Source organism: Pedobacter kyonggii (assembly GCF_004310665.1).
GTDB lineage: Bacteria > Bacteroidota > Bacteroidia > Sphingobacteriales > Sphingobacteriaceae > Pedobacter > Pedobacter kyonggii.
In genome coordinates this window covers 280,599-301,796 of the sequence record NZ_SIXF01000003.1, presented here as the reverse complement: position 1 = coordinate 301,796, position 21,198 = coordinate 280,599, and the positions used below count along the sequence as shown (strand labels likewise).

The 21,198-nt window shown below is 38.3% G+C and carries 18 protein-coding genes; 4 read left to right on the top strand and 14 right to left on the bottom strand.

The window, feature by feature from the left end:
• Nucleotides 1-226: 226 nt before the first annotated feature.
• The 12 genes from EYS08_RS05530 to EYS08_RS05475 form a co-directional block, all read right to left on the bottom strand.
• Nucleotides 227-1,495, bottom strand: coding sequence for a glucose-1-phosphate adenylyltransferase (locus EYS08_RS05530; RefSeq protein ID WP_131028955.1), 1,269 nt, complete (start codon nucleotides 1,493-1,495; stop codon nucleotides 227-229).
• A gap of 8 nt (nucleotides 1,496-1,503) precedes the next feature.
• Entirely contained in the window at nucleotides 1,504-2,916 is a 1,413-nt protein-coding gene (locus tag EYS08_RS05525) for a glycogen synthase (RefSeq protein ID WP_131028953.1), read from the bottom strand.
• Nucleotides 2,917-3,408: 492 nt separating this feature from the next.
• Nucleotides 3,409-4,203: a uroporphyrinogen-III C-methyltransferase gene (gene cobA, locus EYS08_RS05520; RefSeq protein WP_131028951.1), complete on the bottom strand. Its 795-nt coding sequence runs from the start codon at nucleotides 4,201-4,203 to the stop codon at nucleotides 3,409-3,411.
• Between the two features lie 576 nt (nucleotides 4,204-4,779).
• Nucleotides 4,780-5,250, bottom strand: a complete 471-nt coding sequence (locus EYS08_RS05515; protein WP_131028949.1) for a hypothetical protein — start codon at nucleotides 5,248-5,250, stop codon at nucleotides 4,780-4,782.
• Nucleotides 5,251-5,323: 73 nt separating this feature from the next.
• Nucleotides 5,324-6,334 carry a bestrophin family protein gene (locus tag EYS08_RS05510; protein ID WP_131028947.1) on the bottom strand — a complete coding sequence of 337 codons (1,011 nt, stop codon included), beginning with the start codon at nucleotides 6,332-6,334 and terminating at the stop codon, nucleotides 5,324-5,326.
• Nucleotides 6,335-6,725: 391 nt separating this feature from the next.
• Nucleotides 6,726-7,976 carry a sulfate adenylyltransferase subunit 1 gene (locus tag EYS08_RS05505; protein WP_029275049.1) on the bottom strand — a complete coding sequence of 417 codons (1,251 nt, stop codon included), beginning with the start codon at nucleotides 7,974-7,976 and terminating at the stop codon, nucleotides 6,726-6,728.
• Nucleotides 7,977-8,116: 140 nt separating this feature from the next.
• Nucleotides 8,117-9,022 carry a sulfate adenylyltransferase subunit CysD gene (cysD, locus tag EYS08_RS05500; protein WP_131028946.1) on the bottom strand — a complete coding sequence of 302 codons (906 nt, stop codon included), beginning with the start codon at nucleotides 9,020-9,022 and terminating at the stop codon, nucleotides 8,117-8,119.
• A gap of 232 nt (nucleotides 9,023-9,254) precedes the next feature.
• On the bottom strand, nucleotides 9,255-9,956 hold the full coding sequence (locus tag EYS08_RS05495) for a phosphoadenylyl-sulfate reductase (protein WP_131028945.1): 702 nt from the start codon (nucleotides 9,954-9,956) through the stop codon (nucleotides 9,255-9,257).
• A gap of 2 nt (nucleotides 9,957-9,958) precedes the next feature.
• The gene (locus tag EYS08_RS05490) at nucleotides 9,959-11,470 is read right to left on the bottom strand and encodes a TSUP family transporter (RefSeq protein WP_131028943.1); all 1,512 of its coding nucleotides are present in this window, start codon (nucleotides 11,468-11,470) and stop codon (nucleotides 9,959-9,961) included.
• Nucleotides 11,454-12,224, bottom strand: coding sequence for a uroporphyrinogen-III C-methyltransferase (gene cobA / locus EYS08_RS05485; RefSeq protein WP_131028942.1), 771 nt, complete (start codon nucleotides 12,222-12,224; stop codon nucleotides 11,454-11,456). The genes EYS08_RS05490 and cobA (EYS08_RS05485) overlap by 17 nt, the downstream gene beginning before the upstream one ends.
• Nucleotides 12,225-12,328: 104 nt before the next feature.
• Entirely contained in the window at nucleotides 12,329-14,419 is a 2,091-nt protein-coding gene (locus tag EYS08_RS05480) for a HEPN domain-containing protein (protein ID WP_131028940.1), read from the bottom strand.
• 889 nt (nucleotides 14,420-15,308) lie between these two features.
• Entirely contained in the window at nucleotides 15,309-15,755 is a 447-nt protein-coding gene (locus tag EYS08_RS05475; RefSeq protein ID WP_029275042.1) for an RrF2 family transcriptional regulator, read from the bottom strand.
• Between the two features lie 216 nt (nucleotides 15,756-15,971).
• Here EYS08_RS05475 and EYS08_RS05470 point away from each other — a divergent pair, with 216 nt between their 5' ends.
• From EYS08_RS05470 to EYS08_RS05455, 4 genes are all read left to right on the top strand, one after another.
• Nucleotides 15,972-17,192, top strand: a complete 1,221-nt coding sequence (locus tag EYS08_RS05470; protein WP_131028938.1) for a metallophosphoesterase — start codon at nucleotides 15,972-15,974, stop codon at nucleotides 17,190-17,192.
• A 260-nt stretch (nucleotides 17,193-17,452) separates the two neighbouring features.
• Nucleotides 17,453-18,079, top strand: coding sequence for a M23 family metallopeptidase (locus EYS08_RS05465; RefSeq protein ID WP_131028936.1), 627 nt, complete (start codon nucleotides 17,453-17,455; stop codon nucleotides 18,077-18,079).
• A 79-nt stretch (nucleotides 18,080-18,158) separates the two neighbouring features.
• Nucleotides 18,159-18,344, top strand: coding sequence for an NAD(P)H-binding protein (locus EYS08_RS26440; protein WP_131028934.1), 186 nt, complete (start codon nucleotides 18,159-18,161; stop codon nucleotides 18,342-18,344).
• On the top strand, nucleotides 18,313-19,026 hold the full coding sequence (locus EYS08_RS05455; protein ID WP_131028932.1) for an NmrA family NAD(P)-binding protein: 714 nt from the start codon (nucleotides 18,313-18,315) through the stop codon (nucleotides 19,024-19,026). Before EYS08_RS26440 ends, EYS08_RS05455 begins: the two co-directional genes overlap by 32 nt.
• A 61-nt stretch (nucleotides 19,027-19,087) precedes the next feature.
• On the opposite strand, the gene EYS08_RS05450 is transcribed toward EYS08_RS05455, so the two are convergent.
• Entirely contained in the window at nucleotides 19,088-19,480 is a 393-nt protein-coding gene (locus EYS08_RS05450; protein WP_131028930.1) for a hypothetical protein, read from the bottom strand.
• A 192-nt stretch (nucleotides 19,481-19,672) separates the two neighbouring features.
• Complete coding sequence (locus EYS08_RS05445) at nucleotides 19,673-21,169, bottom strand: M60 family metallopeptidase (RefSeq protein WP_131028928.1); 1,497 nt, start codon at nucleotides 21,167-21,169, stop codon at nucleotides 19,673-19,675.
• Between the last annotated feature and the right edge of the window lie 29 nt (nucleotides 21,170-21,198).

Genomic DNA, 21,198 nt, shown 5'->3' with positions numbered 1-21,198 from the left:
CGCAGCCCTGAAAAGCTCGACCCTTGCGCAGCTTGGGGAACGCCCAAATCAGTTTGCAGTTTGCAGTTTTTTAAAACGGGCTTATTTTTTAAAACCTGAGCGGTCTGATAAAAGATTCTTCTCCGAAGGAGTTCCTTAGGAACACTAAGCCCAGAATGACCATGAGGCAATAAAAAAACCAGCCACGAACAATCGCGACTGGCCTAGTTAATGAATAATGATTATCTTAAATTACTGTTCCACTAGGTACAACAGCACCTTTTTTAATTACCACGATACCATCTTTAACGGCATAAAGCTCAAAGTCTCCATCTTCCAAATGATCGCCGCCATTAATTTTTACATCGTTGCCAATGCGGCAGTTTTTATCGATAATGGCATTATTAATAAAACAACGATCGCCAATACCTATTAACGAATTTCCCTTGCCCGTTTCATCCTGTATTTCTTCTAAGGTTTGGTACCTATCGCTCCCCATAATATAGGCATTGGTAATTACCGTATCCTGTCCGATTCTCGACCTGATCCCTAAAACAGCATGCTCTACTCTGCTGGCCTGAACAATACAGCCTTCAGCAATAATGGTTTTATCCAAAGTGGTACCCGAAATTTTCGACGGCGGCAACATCCGTGCCCTGGTGAAAATAGCATGGTTGCTGTCGAACATATTAAATTTAGGAATTTCATCCGTTAAGCCTAAATTGGCTTCGAAGAAAGATGAGATATTTCCAATATCGGTCCAATAACCTTCGTATTGATAGCTTAAAACCCTGCTCTCAGAAATTGCTCTAGGCAAAATCTCTTTGCCAAAATCCTTTTCTTCTTCGTTCTCATTTAAGATATTGATCAGGTACTCGCGGTTGAAAACGTAAATACCCATCGAAGCTAAGAAATTACGTCCTTCGCCCTGCATTTCTGCGCCAGTATCCGAAACCCAGTCTTCTAAACCCGTTTTAGGCTTTTCGATAAAAGAGGTAATCATGTTTTCTTCATCGGCCTTTAAAATACCAAAATCTGTTGCATCTTTTGCCGTTACCGGAATAGTGGCAATGGTAATTTCTGCATTGGCTTCGATATGTTTTTCAATCATATCCTTAAAGTCCATCTGGTACAGTTGATCGCCGGATAAAATCAAAATGTAATCGAATTCGTGCGAAACAATGTGATGCATACACTGACGAACGGCATCTGCTGTACCCTGGAACCAACCTGAGTTTTGTACAGTTTGTTCAGCCGCCAAAATATCAACAAAGGCCGTACTAAAATGGCTAAAGTGATACGTGTTTTTAATGTGCTTGTTTAGCGATGCTGAATTAAACTGGGTTAACACAAACATTCGATGAATTCCAGAATTTAAGCAATTCGAAATCGGAATATCTACCAATCGGTATTTACCAGCAATTGGAACTGCCGGCTTAGAACGTGTTTGTGTTAGTGGCGATAATCTAGAGCCCTGGCCACCGCCAAGGATAACGCCTAAAACTTTGTCAGTCATGTTTAAGCTTAATTTAATATTTGGTATAATTCTATATAATTTAATGCTGCGTTATCCCACGAATGGTCTATCTTCATCATTGTTTTTCTTACTGCTTTAAAAGCTTTCTTATCGTTATATAACTCAACAGCACGGTTAATGGCATGAGTAACATCCCAAATACTCGTTTGATCGTGGCAGATCCCAAAACCTCCGTCACCTATATCAATTACAGTATCCTTCAGTCCACCAATCCGGCGCACAATGGGAACAGTTCCATACCTTAATGCATAAAGCTGATTTAAACCACAAGGTTCAACCCTTGATGGCATGATCAGAAAATCTGCACCAGCATACATTTCGTGCGAAACCTGCTCATTATAACCTATATAGGCATTGTATTTACCAGTAAAAATGTCTTTCAGTTGATTTAACCTGCCTTCCACCCAGTTATCGCCTGATCCTAAAACGAGGATATTGATATTATCGCCATGCTGTTGTAAAGCCGTATAAAAAATATCGGGCAATAAATCGGCACCTTTTTCATCAACCAATCTACCGATAAAAGTAAACAGGGGTTTAGACGGATCTAATTGAAAAACATCACAGAGGGCTGTTTTGTTTGCCAGTTTACCAGTTTCAACTGTTTTTAAATTATAACCTTTGTTTAGCATCGGGTCAGTTTCAGGATTCCACACCTCGCTATCAATTCCGTTTAGTATTCCTACCGATTTCCAGCGCTCTTGCCTTAACAAACTTTCCAAGCCACGGGCATTGTTCATCATCTCATCCAGGTAACTTGGCGAAACCGTAGTTACTTTCCAGGCACATTTAATGGCCGATGCTAAAGGGTTAATGGCATCCTCCCAACCTAGTAAACCACCTTTCCACAGATCGAATGCTGGTATATAATATAATTTTTCCCACCCAAACTGACCTTGGTATTGCGCATTATGAATGGTTAAAACCGTAGGAACACTGCTAATTGCTTTATATTTTACGCAATTTGAAACCATAAACGGAATTAAACCTGTATGGTGATCGTGGCAATGAATTACATCCGGGCGGTGCTCCCATTGTACAATCCAATCAAGTGTAGCAATCTGAAAAGCCACAAATCTTTCTGTATCATCGCTATAACCATATACATTTGGGCGGTCGGTTAAGCCCTGAATATGGATCACGTATAAATCAAAGCCTAATTTATTGGTTTTTTCTTTTAAAATGCGGTACTGAAAGTGGTGATTACCGTAGTTTGCCCAGGCATCATAAGTTACTTCAAATTCGCTTTCACGTATAAATTTAGTATCGTACGCAGGAACAACCACCTTGGCAATGTGGCCTAATTTATTCTGATACTTTGGTAAGGCCCCTACTACATCGGCTAAACCACCAACCTTTGCAACTGGGTAACACTCGGCGCTTATATGTATAATTTCCATCAAATATTTGGTGTAGATAACCTAAGTAAGTTACTAATTGTTTTGAGTTTTGCAAATAATGAAAATTATATTTTTAGTTAATTGTTTAGCCCCTTAAATCACATTGGTTTAATTTTTATCAGCGGTAATCATCCTAAATCTGCGGGAGAATTCTGCCTGTGGTTTCCCGCTGATTTCACAGATATATGTAGTGATTTTTGAAAGTGAATGTTCAGTTCTTTGTGGCGGGCTACAGACCTGCTTTCCGCTACAAGTCCTCACTTCGTTCCGGGCTTACCGCTGCAATCAGGCTTAAAAACAAAGTTGGTTCCAAGCAAAGCTCAAACTCCATCAGCGGTAATCACTTAAATCTGCGGGAGAATTCTGCTAATGGTTTCCCGCTGATTCGCAGATATACACCGAGTTTTTTAAGATTTATAAAACAAAAAAACCGCCTAAATCCTTAAGCGGTTTTAACAACAAAACAAATATATTTTTGGTTTAAAAAATATCTTAGTACTCTTCAGCGATAATTTCGTAGAAATCGCGGATCGGCTGAAATTGTGGGTGTAATGATACTACGTCTCCAAAAACCAATAAAGCTGGGGCAGTTATTCTTTTATCTTCAACAATTTCAGCAATCGTATCAACAATACCCACTGCAATTTTTTCTTCTGGTGTAGAACCATTTTGAATTACCGCTACTGGCAAAAGGTTTTTATTTTCTGCCTGAAATATGGCAGCAATTTCTTTTACCTTTTCAATTCCGTTTAAAACAACAATAGTAGCTTTGGTTTTTGCTGCGATGTATAAATCTTCAGAAATTTCGCCCTTTGAGTTTGTTCCGGTTACTGCCCAAAAACTTTCACTCAAATCTTTATAAATCATCGGGATCTTTTGCAAACTTGGCGCACTGGTTGCACTCGAAATACCCGGAATAATTTCAGTAGGGATACTGTACGATTCTGCAGCATCTATTTCTTCGTATCCTTTTGCGAAGAAAAACGGATCGCCGCTTTTTAAACGTACCACGTGACCGTAGTTTAAAGCGTAATCAACAATCAATTTGTTAACCGCATCCTGAGAAAACGATTCATCATCTGAACGTTTGCCCACGTAAACTTTCGGAATACCATCTGGCGCATGACACAATAAAGCCTCGTTCACATTTGCATCGTACAAAACAACATCAGCTGTTTTTAATGCTTTAACACCTTTTAAACTAAATAAATCCGGGTCGCCAGGACCTGCACCTATTAAAGTAATTCTTGGTTCAATGTTCGCTTTTTCTACTTTATTCAAAATCATAACAGATAATTTAAGCTCGTTATACGTTTGTTAATGATACAAATATATAAAGTCTATAGGAATTGTAGTAATTTATTTTAAAATAATTTTACTTGGCTTTTTAGTGGATGTTCATTTAGGGATTTTGCATGTTAATGAGAGACTTACCCTATAGGGGATGTACATGTTTTTTTGAATCACTAACATGGATTCGATTGTCATTCTGAACGCAGTGAAGAATCTTTACGGTGAAACACATAGGATCTATTAAAAGATCTTTCGACTCCGCTCAGGATGACCAACTGATTGGAGATTCCAGTGTATTCTGTATATCCATTGCAAAAACTAACCAAGGGTCTTAGTGAGACGCTAAGACCAGTAGTGAGCGTGATCGTCTTTCCCGCGCAGGCGGGAATCTTAAAGCGCATGCTATAGCGATCGTTGTAAGATTGCTTCGCGGTCTGTCAATTCGTTCAATATCTTTAGGATAACTAACTGATTGGGATTGTGTACTTTCTTTGCCTCCACCATAAAAACGAACATGGTCTTAGCGAGACGCTATGACCAGTAGTTTTCATTTTATCACAGAATCAGGTTTTACTTACAATCTACCTCTTCAAAAACAAACTTCCCAGCCTCGAAATTAATGGGTTTACCTTTAACAAAATAAGATCTACCAAGTGTGGTTTCTATTTGCCCCACCCCCATAACTAGCTTGCCATCTTTCTTTAAAAATGCCAATGGGTTGGTGTAAACGCTTACGGTATCTTCGCCAGTTTTAAAGCGGTAATCTACCAATAAGGTATCTCCATTAAATTTTCCATCAATGGTGCCATTATTATGCGGTTTCTCTCCATAGTTGATCAATAATGAGCCCGTAACTTTGCCAGAGGCCAATATTTTCACATTCATGGCAGCGCTGTCTTTTTCAAAACCTGCTGCATAACAGTTCTCATTAAGCAAAGAATCGGTTTTAGTTTTAGCGCCAGTAGCTGTTTTATTATTTTGGGTACAGGCATAAGCAAAAGAGATTGCAGCCAAAACAAGGTAAAGAATCTTTCTTTTCATGGTAATTGTGATTTATCGTTTTCTAAAATATACAAATACGATGATTATTTTCCATCGTTTCCATAATGCAAATTTACATCAATATACTGTTTTCGGGTGTTAGTACCGGAGGCAGATCAGCTTCATCAAGCATATCCCTCATGTCGATTTCTATTGTCCGCGAGATATTGGTAATTGGTACATCGTTGGCACTTCCTTCAAAAGGATTTGTAGAGCTTTCGCCAACAATATCCAAAGAGTTAAAAACCCAGGTAAGTAAAATCGCAAATGGAATGTTTAACCAAATGGAATAACCCTCAATCAAAGTACCATTGCCTAATTTATTAAATTCGTTTAATAAGCCATAGGGCACCAAAAACACAAACAGATTTAACATAATGGTGGCTATTGATGAAAAATGACGTGGATAAGGAAAGTTTTTAATTCTTTCTGCTTTACCCTGGTTATCGTAAAAACTGGTAATAGAATTTTGCAACGATTGTAATTGTAAATCGGATAAGTTTCCGGCAGTTGCCAGTTTATTGATATGGCTCGATTGCAAAGCCATTAACTGGGTGGCCTTATTCTTCTTACTTAAAACGTACTTCAATTCATCTGCTGAAAGATATTTCGATAAGCTATCTTCTAACTTATCAGTTTTTTCGGAAACATGGTACAATCTGGCGTATTCAATATTACGGGGATCGTTGGAATTTTCCCAGGCTCTCGGCTCTCTTAACTGAAACCGTAAGGCTGTTAACCATGCAAAATGGCGGTGAAAAATGATTTGCACATCTGCTTTTTTATCTTTAGATGCTAAGTGATCGCGTACCATTACACCAAACGCACGGCTCGCATTGATAATTCCGCCATAAATCTGCCTGGCTTCCCAAAGACGCGAATAACTGGCATTGTTCTTAAAACTAATGATAAAGGAAACAGCAGTACCTAAAAGTGCTACCGGAACCCATGAAATGGAGAGAAAGGTGAACTTACAAAAATGATAAAGTACAGTAGGGATAATGGCGAGAATGGTTAAACGGTAAATATCCCGTCGGGTCCATACAATAAATTCGAAAAAGGTATATTTCTTTCCAGCGTGCATAGTTTTTGGTTTATTCGGAATTATCTGAGGGGTTTAAACTAAGGTATAAAAAATTTAAAGCGCCTATATTTAAAATGTTAAAAAAATCGTCAAACGAAAAACGGGGCTACCATATCTGGCGCCCCGTTGAAATTGCTTTCACTTTAGATTAAAAACCTAAAGTCTTCATTATTATATTTGGTTGTGGTTCTCTACTGTAAGATTTTCAGAATTGTATGATTACAGGATCAATAAGCTGAAATAAAGATCTCATCGTTTCACAATTTTCATCATCCACTTTTCCACCATTAAGGAATTAAGAAAATTAAGATTTTTTCTATACTCCTTGAAGCTTTCGCTATTGGTCATTGAAAATTGGTCATTGATCAATTTCCATTATACATTTTACATTTTATTCTACTGCTGCCCTGAACATTAAGGCGCCAACGGTTAAATTTGTGCGCGTATCGACCAAAATAGCTGAACCGTTTGCCCGGTTATCATCGTATAAATCGAATGCCAAAGCATCGGCAGTTTTAATAATCACCCGACCGATATCATTCAATTTAAATTCGTCAGCAGCATGTTTTTCAAGTGTATTGATGTCAACTTTATGCAGAATCTCGCTGATTTTACAACGCGTGATTTTACTATTGTGCTGAATATTGTACATAATAGAAGTATCTAGTGCACGGCCATCCATCCAGCAAAGATCTGCTTCAATCAGCTTCGATTCCTGTGGTAATGCAGAAGCATTTACAATGGTATCGCCACGGCTAATATCTACATCATCTTTTAAGTGAATAATAACCGACTGGCCAGCATGAGCTGCATCTGGTGTTTGATCAAAAAATTCAATCTTCTCAACCGTAGAACTTGCACCACTAGGTAATACGGTAACCTTATCATTTAAATTAAAAGTACCACTTAGTACCCTACCGGCATAACCGCGGTAATCGTGCAATTCTTCTGTTTGTGGACGAATTACCCATTGCACCGGCATACGGGCCAATTGCGATTTATCTAAATTGTCAGTATCAACCTTCTCTAAGAAATGTAACAAGCTCTCTCCTTCATACCAATCCATGTTACCTGAATTTTGTACAATATTATCGCCTTTTAGGGCACTAACCGGAATATAGGTTACATCGGCAAGCTTTAATTGCTGCGCCAAAACCTTGTACTTTTCTATAATTGCGCTATAAACGGTTTCGCTATAGTCAACCATATCCATTTTGTTGATACAAACCACCACATGTTTAATACCCAATAAGGAAACGATATACGAGTGACGGATGGTCTGTTCTACCACGCCATTACGGGCATCGATTAAGATAATGGCCAGGTTGGCAGTAGAAGCGCCTGTAACCATGTTTCTTGTATATTGAATATGCCCAGGCGTATCGGCAATAATAAATTTGCGTTTTTCGGTCTGAAAGTATTTATAGGCTACATCAATAGTAATACCTTGCTCGCGCTCTGCCCTTAAACCATCGGTTAAAATTGCTAAATCTATTGTTCCGTCATCATTTTTGCGGTTAGAGCTCTGTAAAGCTTCTAATTGATCAGCCAAAATAGAATCTGTATCGTATAACAAACGGCCGATTAAGGTACTTTTACCATCATCTACACTGCCTGCTGTGAAAAATTTTAATATGTTCATGTTATTTATAGTATTAAGATAAAAGTACCAAGTATCAAGACCTTAACAGGTTTGCTAATTTATACTATTACTTGAGTTATTTTAAGGTTTATTAATGTGGGTTCCAATCTTGTTACTTGATACTCACTACTTGATACTCCTTAAAAATACCCCCCCTTTTTTCTGTCTTCCATTGCGGCTTCAGAAACTTTATCATCCATACGGGCACCACGTTCTGAAATTTTGGAAGCGCTGATTTCAGAAATAATATCATCAATCAAAGTTGCATCTGATTCTACAGCAGCGGTACACGACATATCTCCTACTGTACGGAAGCGAACCTGTTTACGTTCTACCACATCTTCATCATCCATATTTAAAAATGGTGAAGCAGCCATCAACTGTCCGTTTCTGGTGATACAATCGCGTTCGTGCGAGAAATAAATACTTGGAAGATCTATTTTCTCTCTGCGGATATAATTCCAAACATCTAATTCTGTCCAGTTACTGATCGGAAAAACACGGATATTTTCACCTTTGTGGATTTTACCGTTGTAAATATTCCAAAGTTCAGGGCGTTGGCGTTTTGGATCCCATTGGCCAAATTCATCACGGACAGAGAAAATACGTTCCTTAGCCCTTGCTTTTTCTTCATCTCTACGCGCACCACCGATGCAGGCATCGAACTGGTATTTTGCAATGGTATCGAGTAAGGTTACGGTCTGCAAAGCATTTCTACTGGCATTTTTACCTGTTTGCTCTACAACTTTCCCCTGATCTATTGATTCTTGCACAGATCCAATGATTAATTTCTCTCCTATTCGCTCTACCATCTGATCGCGGTAACTGATGGTTTCTTCAAAATTATGGCCTGTATCAATATGTACCAATGGAAAAGGAAATTTTCCCGGACGGAAAGCTTTTTCTGCCAAACGAACTAAAGTAATTGAATCTTTTCCGCCCGAAAATAATAAGGCCGGTTTTTCAAACTGTCCTGCTACTTCACGTAAAATGTGAATGGCCTCGGCTTCTAGTTCATCTAAATAATCAAAATTATATGTACTCATTGCAAAATATTGGAATGTTTAAATGTTGAATGATTGATCGCTGAATGGCTTAATTATTCAACTTGTTATATTTGTTGTTGTTGTATTTTCACTTTCGTCATTGCGAGGAGGCTTTTTCTGCCGACGCGGCAATCTATCTTGCTTTTCGTAATGACATTTGTTTTATTCTATTTCTCAAAAAGATTGCTTCGGCTCGCTCCTACCCAGCCTCGCAATGACGACTTTTGCGCCGTTAGGATGCTGCATGCAAGCCGCATTCTTTTTTACTCTGGTCTTCCCACCACCATCTTCCGGCCCTAAAATCTTCGCCTGGCTGTACTGCTCTTGTACATGGGGCGCAACCGATACTTGGAAAACCTTTATCGTGCAGGGTATTGTAAACAATGTTGTTTTCTTTAATGTATGCTTTCACATCCTCTAAAGTCCAATCGAATATGGGATGGAATTTGATCAATTGGTTCCCTTCGTCCCATTCTAAATCGTGCATATCTTCGCGGTTTGCACTTTGATCGGCCCTGATTCCTGTTACCCATATCTCATTACCTTTTAATGCTCTTTTTAAAGGTTCGATTTTACGGATGTAACAGCATTCTTTTCTATTTTCTACCGATTCGTAAAAGCTGCTTGGGCCTTTTGTATTTACCATATCCTGCAACAGTTCATTCTGCGGATAATAGGCATGAATTGGTTTGTTATAAATTTCCAGAGTACGGTTCCAAACGTAATAAGTTTCGGGAAACAGACGTCCGGTTTCTAAAGTAAAAACCTTGATTGGAATATTATTTGAAAAAATTAAATGCGTAATCGCCTGATCTTCCCAGCCAAAACTGGTTGAAAATATAATACGATCGGCATATTTATCTGCCAAAAATTTCAATTTATCAATTGTACTTAAACCTGCCAGTGCTGCTTTTATCTCCTCTAGGTTCTCCATCACTAAATTAATTTTAAAATAAACATAATAACGCTGCGTAAGCTTACAATCATTACAATAATCCCCACGGCAACCATAATGGTTTTTGCAGAAATTTTGTTCGATACTTTTGCAGCAATCGGCGATGCAATTGCACTACCAATAATCAAGCCTACAACAGCTTCCCAATGTTTGCCACCTAACATGGTGAAAAATGTAAGCGAACTTAAGGTGGCGATAAAAAAGCGGCTGATTTTTACGGTACCCAAAGAAAACAATGGATGCCTGCCGCCAGCAATTAAGCTTGATAATACGATTGAACCCCAGCCCCCACCAAAGGCAGCATCGATAAAACCACCAACAAAACCCAATAAACCAATTTTTTTAATTTTTTGATCGGCTTTTTTTCTTTTCACATTGAAAGCTTTCATTAAAATGATTCCGCCTAAAAACAAGGTGTAAATCGCCACAATAGGCTTCACATAAGCACTATAATGTTCTAATGAAGAAAGAATATAGGCACCTAAAACTGCTCCGATTACGGCTGGAAGGATTAAAATTTTGAATAGTTTCCAATTTACGTTACCCATACGGTAATGCATCCACCCTGCAATTCCATTGCTCATTACCTCAGAAATGTGGATGGCCATACTTGCCGATGCCGGAGGTAAACCCATTGCTAATGAGAACGATGCAGTGGTAACACCATACGACATGCCAATTGCACCATCAATTAATGCGAATAAAAACCCAGCACCTAAAAACCAATAGAATAAAGGATCAATATTGATCAGGAAAGTCTGAAATTCTGGTTCGGTATTCCACAAAGAAAACCCGATAGCACCAATTAGTAAAACTGAGGCCGCCCAGATTAACCATTTAATATTCTGCTCAGCAAAACTTTTTTTAGGGTTAATTAAACTTTTGGTAACCTTATTCAGTTTTTTAACCTTTGCAGAAAAATCGCCGTTTAGGGTTTGGCGCAAAGCACTCATATTCTGCAAGGTTTCATCCAGTTCTGCAGGTAAACCTTCGTTTAAAATCTGCTTTAAACGTTTGGCAATAGTTGGCGATTTGCCGTTTGTAGAAATGGCAATCTTTAAATCGCCCTTTTGAACAATTGACCCCAGATAGAAATCGCAAAGTTCTGGCTTATCAGCCACGTTGATCAACAGGCCACGCTCATGCGTCACCCTTCTGATCTCTTCATTTAAAATATTGTTATTGGTTGCTGCGAAAACGATGTCAATGTCATTCAGATCATCCACATCGAAACTTTTCTGTTTAACTTTTATCAGCGGATAATTTGCGATAAGCGCATAAACTTCTGGTGATACGATCTCTGCAACAATGGTAATGGTAGCACTATGGCTATTATTTACGATCGCAGTTAATTTCTCGAGCCCAATATTTCCTGCACCAATTAATAATGTACGCAGCTTGTTCAGCTTTACAAAAACTGGAAAGAGCTGGTTACCTTTTTCTTCTTCAGAAAAAGATGCTGCATTATCAGGTTGGTTAGGCAATACTTGCATATTGTTTAATTAATTTCTTAAATGATGGATGTAATGATACAACTTCTCCAAAAATTAATAAAGCAGGTGCCTTAATATTTTCTTGTTGCACTAAACCTTCTATGGTTTCAACCACGCCAACAACCAATCTTTCATCTTCTGCCGATCCGTTCTGAACCACTGCGGTTGGTAAATGGTGTTTACCTGCAGCTTTAAAAATCTCCACAATTTTAGGTAATTTTTTAAGTCCCATAAGCACCACAACAGTCGCATTAGAATATGCAGCCTGATAAATATCTGCTGAAACTTCCCCAGAAGTGGTAGTTCCGGTAATTACCCAAAAGCTTTCGCTCATGCCGCGGTGTGTAACCGGAATCTGCTGCAAGCCTGGTACACCGATAGAACTCGAAATACCCGGGATTACACTTACCGGAATGCTATAAGACGCAGCATAATCCAACTCTTCATATCCCCTACCAAAAACAAACGGATCGCCACCTTTTAAACGCACTACGTGACCATAGTTTAAGGCATAATCGATCATTAATTTATTAATGGTATCCTGAGGATAAGAATGCTCACCTGAACGTTTTCCTACATAAACTTTAATGGCGTCTGCCGGAGCATGCTCCAATAAAGCTTCATTGGTTAAGGCATCGTACAAAACCACATCAGCAGTTTGCAACGCTTTAACCCCTTTTAATGTCAATAAATCAGGATCTCCAGGACCAGCACCTAAAAGGGTTATTTTTGATTCTTTATTTTGATTAACCATGTTTCTTTTTAATTATTGAATTTTGAATGACTGGATGAAGAGTTATTTGGCGCATGGCGCTTAGCGTCTGCATTTCTCAAATCTCATATCTATTGTCTCAAATCTTATTTCGCTAATACCGCCCTTTTTTCCTTAATCTGATTTAAAAATTGATTTGCTTCTTCAAAATATTTCTGAGCAAACTCGGCTGTTGGTTCGTTTTTGTTAATCTGTAAAACCAGGTCTGAAAAATTGGTCGATAAATTAAATTCTCCTGTTTCTACATAGTGGTTATCAAATTCACGAATTACACCTACCTGTGTGCTGCTGTTTACGCCTTTATCTAATAGTAAAGATTTTGCAGCGCTTACAAAAGTGCTGTAAGTATGGTAAATGGCATCTGCATAAGCGGCTTTTTCCAGGTTTTGTTTCGCCCAATCGAATTTTTCATCGGCTTCTAATAACAAGGTAGCTACCAAATCAATTACAACACCGGCACACTCGCCTACACCAATTGCAGTTACAAACTCTTCTACATGTCCCCAATCTACAAATTCTTCTGTTTTAAGGTTTGTTAAATCGGCCAATGGTTTTAGCAACTGATAAAAATGATCTTTACCTTTTCTATCATAATATTGGTGAAAGCTCTCATCCTTCAGGTTATTGGCTTTAAAATCATTTAAAATGAAATGTAAAACACTTGTTGCCCGTTTAGAAGGTACTTTAATTACACGTTCTGCTACTCTACCCACACCATTACCTACAGTACCACCGCCCAACATCACCTGAACTGCGGGAACAACTTTGCCTTCAGCTTTTACCGAACTTCCGTGGAAACCAATCTCAGCCAAACCATGCTGACCGCAAGAGTTCATACACCCACTGATTTTAATCTTGATATTTTTCTCGTAGATAAATTCAGGGAAATCGGTATAAATTACCTCTTCCAAAACTTCGGCCAAGGTCATTGAATTCGAAATACCCAAATTACAGGTATCGGTACCAGGACAGGTGGTAATATCGGCCAAACTATCAAAACCTGCCGTAGTAAAACCAATTTTATTTAGAGCAGCATATAAAGAAGGTAATGCTTCTTTGCGTACAAACTTTAACAGCAAGCCCTGGTTTTGGGTAATCCTGATTTCATCAGCCACATATAACCTGATGGCATCAACAAAAGCTCTTGCTTTATCTGTTTTGATATCGCCTACCTGAACTTTCACATAAACGCCATAAAACCCCGCTTGTTTCTGCTCAATTACGTTAGTGGCTAACCAGTGCTTGTAATGGGCTTCGTTTAATATTTCTACCGCAGGGTACTCTTGCGCTAAAGGCAAAGTTGGCTGTGGCACAGTATTAATATCTATTTTAAAGGTTTTTACTTTGTTGGCAATACGCTCTTCGGCAACCAAACGTAAAACTTCTTCTAAACCTAATTTCTGAACCAGGTATTTTAAACGTGCTTTGTTACGGTTGGTACGTTCGCCATAACGGTCGAACACGCGAAGGACAGATTCTGTAAACGGAATTAACTGATCTTCAGGCAAAAATTCGTTTACCGCATTGGCCAAAAATGGCTGTGCACCTAAACCACCAGCAAACAAAACTTTAAATCCACGTTCGCCATTTTCATTAATTTTAGGAATAAAACCTAAATCGTGAATGTAGCTAAACGCAGTATCTCTATCACTTGAAGAAAATGAAATTTTGATCTTTCTTCCCATTTCCTGACAGATCGGGTTACGCAAAAAGTAAGCAAACACCGCCTGTGCATAAGGTGAAACATCAAAAGGTTCTTCAGCATCGATCCCAGAATTTGGAGAAGCCGTTACGTTACGTACTGTATTTCCACAAGCCTCGCGAAGCGTAATATCATCCTGCTCTAATTTAGCCCAAAGCTCTGGTGTACGGTCTAAACTCACATAGTGAATCTGAATATCCTGACGGGTGGTTAAGTGTAAATTTCCACTTCCATACTCATCAGCAATATCTGCAATACGTAACAACTGCTTAAAAGTTACCTTACCAAAAGGCAATTTAATACGCACCATTTGTACGCCAGGTTGTCTTTGCCCGTAAACACCGCGTGCTAAACGGAGGCTTCTAAACTTTTCGTCGTGGATGGTTCCATCTCTAAAAGCTTTAATCTTATTCTCTAAATCGATAATGTCCTGCTCGACAATTGGATTTTCGAGTTCTGTTCTGAAACTTTGCATATGTGTTGTTAGCTTTATTCAAAAAATGCTCCCCTATTACCGAGAAGCATTCCATATTTTATACTTAAAATTATCTGTAGGCTCCTATTACTGCGTTTTACAACAACACATTATTTGCATAGCGATTAATTTGTTAGGTATAAAATTGAAATTCATATGCCAAATATATAAAGTATATAGGAATAGTCGTAATTTATTATGAAAAAATTTACATAAATAAAACGTCATTTCGACTGGAGCGTAGCGAAATGTTCCAAAGGAACTCCTTCGGAGGAGAAATCTATAAGTTAAATTCTTTAATTATTAGCTTAAAACTGCTAACTGAAAATTGAAAACTGCTAACTGATTTGGGCGTTCCCCAAGCTACGCAAGGGTCGGGCTTTGCAGGGCTGCGCTGCGCTCCGGTACCGATGAAGGATCGGCACTGAACCCTTACAATCCCTAACGCGAAATTATGGCGTATATCATCAGACTTCCGATTTAGCCTGCGTTATGCTCCTTTGAAACTTCGGAAGTCTTTGCTAAATAAACCTGATATAGCGGAAAGCCCACAGCGAAGAATGAGCGAGGACTTGCAGCGGTAGCAGGACTATCAGATCCGAAACGTACAGAACCCTCCTTTCCAAAAAATATCAACCACCTAAGTTACCTGAGTGAACCTAAGTACTATACTAAAACCATCAAGGCCTGATTAGCAAGAAAGCAAGTGTATCATAATTATAGACTTGTCATCCAGAGCCTGTCAATGGACTTGTTTAAATGCCTCACAGCCTTTCGACAAGCTCTCCGTAGGAGTCCTTTGGACAACGTGACAAATTCAAATGGAATTACAACATATGATACAGCCACAACTGACTGCAAGAGAAGTAAAAGAAATTTTTAAAAAATATTATAAATTAACGATGCCGATTTTCAGATTATCCTCTCTACCAATTACATCAGCAATGCTGGTTTCGGTTAAAACCTTAAGGGTAGCATCTCTAACATCGATAAATGCACTTCTTATTCCACATGTTTTCTCGTCTACACATTCATCACATTTGTGGTAAAAATTTAAACTTGCACAGGGAACCATAGCAATAGGCCCATCAGTTACGCGCATTACGTGTACCAATAAAATCTCTTCAGGTTTTTTATTTAAGCTATAGCCACCGCCTGCACCTTTTTTGCTGTATAAAAAGCCAGCATTACGCAGATCGAGCAGAATTTGCTCCAGGAATTTTTTCGGGATATGCTCCTCCTCTGCAATCTTCGAAATCTGCATTGGTGGTTTATCTAAATTTTTACCAAGCGCAACAAGCGCTTTTATGGCATATTTTGTTTTTTTGGACAGCATATTCGCACAAAGCTAATAAAAGAAAGTAAATTATAAAATATGCAACAGGAAGTTGATTTTAATTCAACATACTATCATATTCATAAATATAACGCATAATAACGACAATCGCTTTAATCAAACGAGCGTAAAAATAATCGGTAACCGTAACAGTAGCTAATTACCGACGTTTAAATTCTATTTTTACCACATATTCTGATTTACAGATTTTTAATAATGAAAAGAAAACTCAATCTATTGCCGTTCATTATAGTTGCAATCATATTTTTTGCCCTTAACGCTTATGTTTTGTCTGGCCTGGGTACCATTAATCAATCTACATGGCTCAGTCCTATTTTCTGGGTTTTTATTGTGGGGCTAACTTTTGCTTTGCTATACGCCATACAGCAGATGCGGATCCAGGGGATGAACAGATTTTTCCAGATCATCAGTCATGCTTTTTTAATCATCTTTGCCGCAGAGCTCGTCTTCGCTTTTTTCCTCCTCCTCGGCGATATTTACCGCTTGCTGTTAGGTTTATCGACTAATTTCCAGCCTGAAGGTTTTCACATTTTAGGCCGTAGCAATTACTGGGTCGATTTTGCATTTGTGATGTTCTGTTTAACCATTGCCTTATTTGCTTATGGCATTACCCAAGGAAAATATGCTTACCGCGTAATTAAACATACTTTGTATTTTGATGATCTGCCTGCAAGTTTTGATGGTTTTACCTTAACACAGATCTCTGATGTGCATGCCGGAAGTTTTACCAACTCTAAAGCAGTGCAAAAAGGCATTGATATGATTAATGCGCAAAAAAGCGATTTATTTGTTTTTACCGGAGATTTAGTGAATAATGCTTCATCAGAAATTGCACCTTACATCGGTCATTTCTCGCAGATTAAAGCCCCTTTCGGACAATTTTCTGTTCTGGGTAACCATGATTATGGCGATTATATTAAATGGCCAACTGAAGCAGATAAAATACAGAACCTGAATCAGTTAAAAGCTTACCATAAAGAACTTGGCTTTAAACTTTTATTGGATGAACATGTTGAATTGCATAAAAATGGCGAGAAAATTATACTGGCAGGAATAGAAAACTGGGGAATTGGTTTTGGAGAACGTGGAGACTTAAACAAAGCCTTGCAAAACACTAATGTCGATGATTTTAAAATCCTGTTATCTCACGATCCTTCGCATTGGGATGCACAGGTAAAAAATTATCCTTCAAAAATCCAACTTTCATTGGCCGGACATACACACGGTATGCAGTTTGGCATCGAAGCTTTTGGAATTAAATGGAGTCCGGTGAAATACCGTTATAAACATTGGGCGGGTATTAAAACCGAAAATGGAAGATATTTGAACGTAAATAGAGGCTTCGGTTTTCTAGGCTTTTCGGGCAGGATTGGTATCTGGCCGGAGATTACGGTGATAGAATTGAAAAAGAAATAAAGAAATAGTCGTTGCAAACGATTTCCTTAAAAAAATCGTCATTTTGAGCGAAGCGCAACGAAGCCGAGAAATCTATTAAGATAGATCTCTCCTCCGAAGGAGTTCCTTTGGAACATTTCGCTATGCTCCAGGAGATGACGTTCTTTCTATGAGATCATATCTCCGTCGTTCCTCCTCGCAGTGACGATCCATTTATTTTAAACTATAAAAATAGTTTATATTGATAAAATCATTATCTTGCTCTATAAATTATTGCATAGATGAGCGCACTATTATTTATCTTTTTATCGACACTTTTGTTCGAAACCCCTACGATTGAAAAAGATCGCGATCGATGGAAACCATATTATACCGATACTGCTCCAGCAAAAACAGCCGATAACTGGTTTCTTCCTTTTGATGTAGCTAACCGTAAGAAAATAAACAACATTAAAATCATCAGCATTTTTGGCGATCATAGAGATAGTTATGTTAAAGGCCACATCCACACGGCTATTGATATTAATCCTGCCCATCCTAAAGCGAAATTGGTTAATGTTTACGCCATGGCTAACGGAATAGTCTGCTCTGTCCATTTGGGCGAAAACCAACGTACAGTTGTGGTAAAACATAAATTACCAAATGGCTTAACCATGTTTACCACCTACAAACACCTTAAAGAAGTTTATGTTGGCAATGGCCAGAATGTTGATCAGAATACCAAACTGGCCAGGTTATTTACGCCTCAGGAAAGTAAAAAGTATGGAGGCGATTACCATCACCTTCATTTAGAGATCAGAAAAAAATTTGACGATTATGGCTGTGCAAGCTGGCTAACTTTTAATAATAAACAACTGAACGAACGGTTTTATAATCCTCAGGTATTTATAAAAGAACATATCAAATAATAACAAATTCAAAAAAATATAAACCAAGCCCCTTTTTTCTTGTTGATTAAGAATGCGCTCGTAACTAAATTATTTTGTTATGTACGTAATCTTAGGTGCTTCCGGACAGGTTGGATCAGCGATTGTAGATCATTTATTGGCTAAAAACTTAAGTATTAAAGCAGTTGTTCATCATCCCGATAAAGCTTCAGTATTTAAAGAAAAAGGTGCCGGAGTAGCCATTTGCCGATGCTATAGATTTAAATTCCTTAGTCGATGCTTTTAAAGACGATGATACTCTTTTTGCTTTAACACCGGAAACTGGAAAAACAGCTGACGTGCTAGGTGAAACAAAAACTATCCTCGAAAATTACAATAAAGCCATTAAACAGTCTTCAATTAAAAAAGTTGTCGGATTATCGTCAATTGGTGCACAATACAGTAAAGGAACAGGTAATTTATTAATGTCGCACATGCTAGAGCATGCTTTTACAGATCTGATAATTCCCAAAATTTTTATTCGCCCTGCATATTATTATAGCAATTGGTTAGCTCAGCTATCGGAAGTTAAAAAGAACGGAATACTACCTACTTTTTACCCTACAGATTTAACTTTACCTATGGCCTCACCGCTGGATGTAGCTTCATTTGTAGCTGATGTTTTAATGGAAGATAGTCAATCTAAAATCTATGAAATTGTTGGACCCGAAAAACTAAGTTCTGACGATGTAGCTGCAGCTTTTGAAAAAGTATTAAATAAAGAGGTTAAAGCAAAACAAATTCCGTACAAAGAATGGAACATAACCCTGCAGAAAATGGGTTTTACACCAGATGCCAGCAAGAATTTTATTGATATGACCCAAACTGTAGTGGATGGTAAAACTGATCCTGAGAACAAGGGAACTACTGTTGTTACATTAAAAACGCGCATTTCCGAGTACTTCGAAAATGCGCTACGAGACAATTAAAATAAGTGGTTATAAATATTGTTGGCGTCAGAACAGAAATACCTGACACAGCATTTAAATCTTAATATGTAAATTTAGGTTTCCCATTATCGCAGGTTACCCCTTTTGGCTGTATTACCAATGCACAATCTGAATATACACCCCATTTTTGATTGTAATCGGCTTGTAGTTTGGTAAATTGTTCAACCTTTTTTAGAAAAGTGCTTTCATCTATTTTTACAGAATAAGCAATATAACCTGATGCGCCTCCGCAAGCTTTAGATCCAATGGCTGTGAATTTCCATTCGCCCGCATTTTCACAGGTAAACTGCTGAGCTGATTTTTCGATGTCCTTGTAAAGCCTTTCTAATTCCGCCTGATCAACATTCCGCATGGGTTCATCGCGATCAGTACAAGCCCATATCAAACTCATTACCAGCACAATTGAAGTTAAAATAAATAGCGTCCGTTTCATCGTTTATTCTTTTAACCTAAAACGGAAATAGGGATAAAAACGCTACATCCCTGGATACTTCTTAAGACCTATGAGGTTATTGGCACATGCTTAGAAACCTCATAAGTCAGGAAAGCTTAACTTAATTTTAATGAGACCTACGAGGTTATTGGCACATGCTTGGAAAACCTCATAGGTCTGGAAGCTTTACAGTTAGTTTACCGGCGGAAAATTATAAGGTTTCCATGCGCGAAGTACGCTTAGCTCTTTCTGTGTTTCTTCACTTATGCCTACACCCCAGGTATTAAAAAATGTAGCTAAGTTTCTTTTTACCACATTAGAATACGTTTTTACCCATAAATCTCGTTTTTGCTGATCGTTTAACCGCCCTATGCTTGGTCCGATTTTTTGGTATTCTTTAAAAAACGCTTTAAAACTTTCCCATCCAAAACCTTCCTGCATTTGGCGGAACATGATCAGGCCTAAAAAGGCATCACCCTTCCACTTTTCGTAACTCGCACCTTCGGCAAAATACTTTTTCATCATTTTTTGCGTATTTGCACTTGATACACCCGTATGGGAATCGTCCCGTCCGCCCATTAGCCTATCGAACATATAAATTGAAAAGAAGTTATTGCTCACTTCTGTAGTGCCACCAAAAACCCAGTTCAGATTTTGCATGTTGTGACCAATTTCGTGGAAAAAGCCCCAATTTGCTCCTCCCTTACTTGGTTTCATCAATAATTCAGGGTTGGCCATAATTTCGTTCGAGAGCATCTTTCTGGATGGTGAATGGTGGATCATGATCGGATAACCGCTGTGCATGTATCCCCCACCAATATGTTCGTCGGGTACCATTCGTTGAGCCCTGTAAAATGGTGCCGGCATATTGGCCAGATCTAATTCTCCAAGTACAACTAAATCCCATAGTTTTAATACTTCTTCAGGATTTTTGATGGTTTGCAATACACTATCGGGCAAAGTTAAAATCACATTTTCAGTGACCATTTCGCCCCAAGGTGCTTTATTGTTTTTTAATTGACTCTCCCAATCGCTCTGCGTGCTTTTGCCCAATACAAAAAGTGGGGCTGCAACAGCATGGCTAATTTTGAAATCAATTTTTCTACTTTCGGCCTTAGGTTTAATATTAATATAAATCAGTCCGCCGAAAGGCGATGCTAATCTGTTTTTACCAATTACCAATTGCTGTTTCTTGGTTATAATTGGCATTCTGCGCCAATCCTCCTTGCCTGCTACCCAATAATTTAACCGATCGCTGTGTGTACCGATCTGAACTTCAAGCTCGTTTACATTTGTGTTTTTGGGCACATCAATTTCAATATACTCACCAGCTTTTGCATATAAACCTGTACTGTACATGGTCGCGTTATCGTAACCAGAATACCCTAGGGTCGACACGATAGACACTAAACTATCGGCCATTTTTTTATGGTCGATGCTTATCGTCTTATTTATAAACTGAAAACCTGCCTTTACTGTACCTGGAAAAACCTCTGCTGATGGTTGTGCCTTGATATTCTTATAATCGGTACTTTTTAAAGTTTCATCACTCCACTTGGCAATGGCTTTTCTAAATGCCGTATCGCTTTTTGAAAGGGTGTGTTGTGGTGTAATGACAATTGTTGCCGGATCTTGAGCAAAGGTGGTTAAGCCTGTTGCTACTAATGCAAGTGATAATAGTGATTTCATTTGTTTGTTTGGTTTGTTGTTATTTAGGT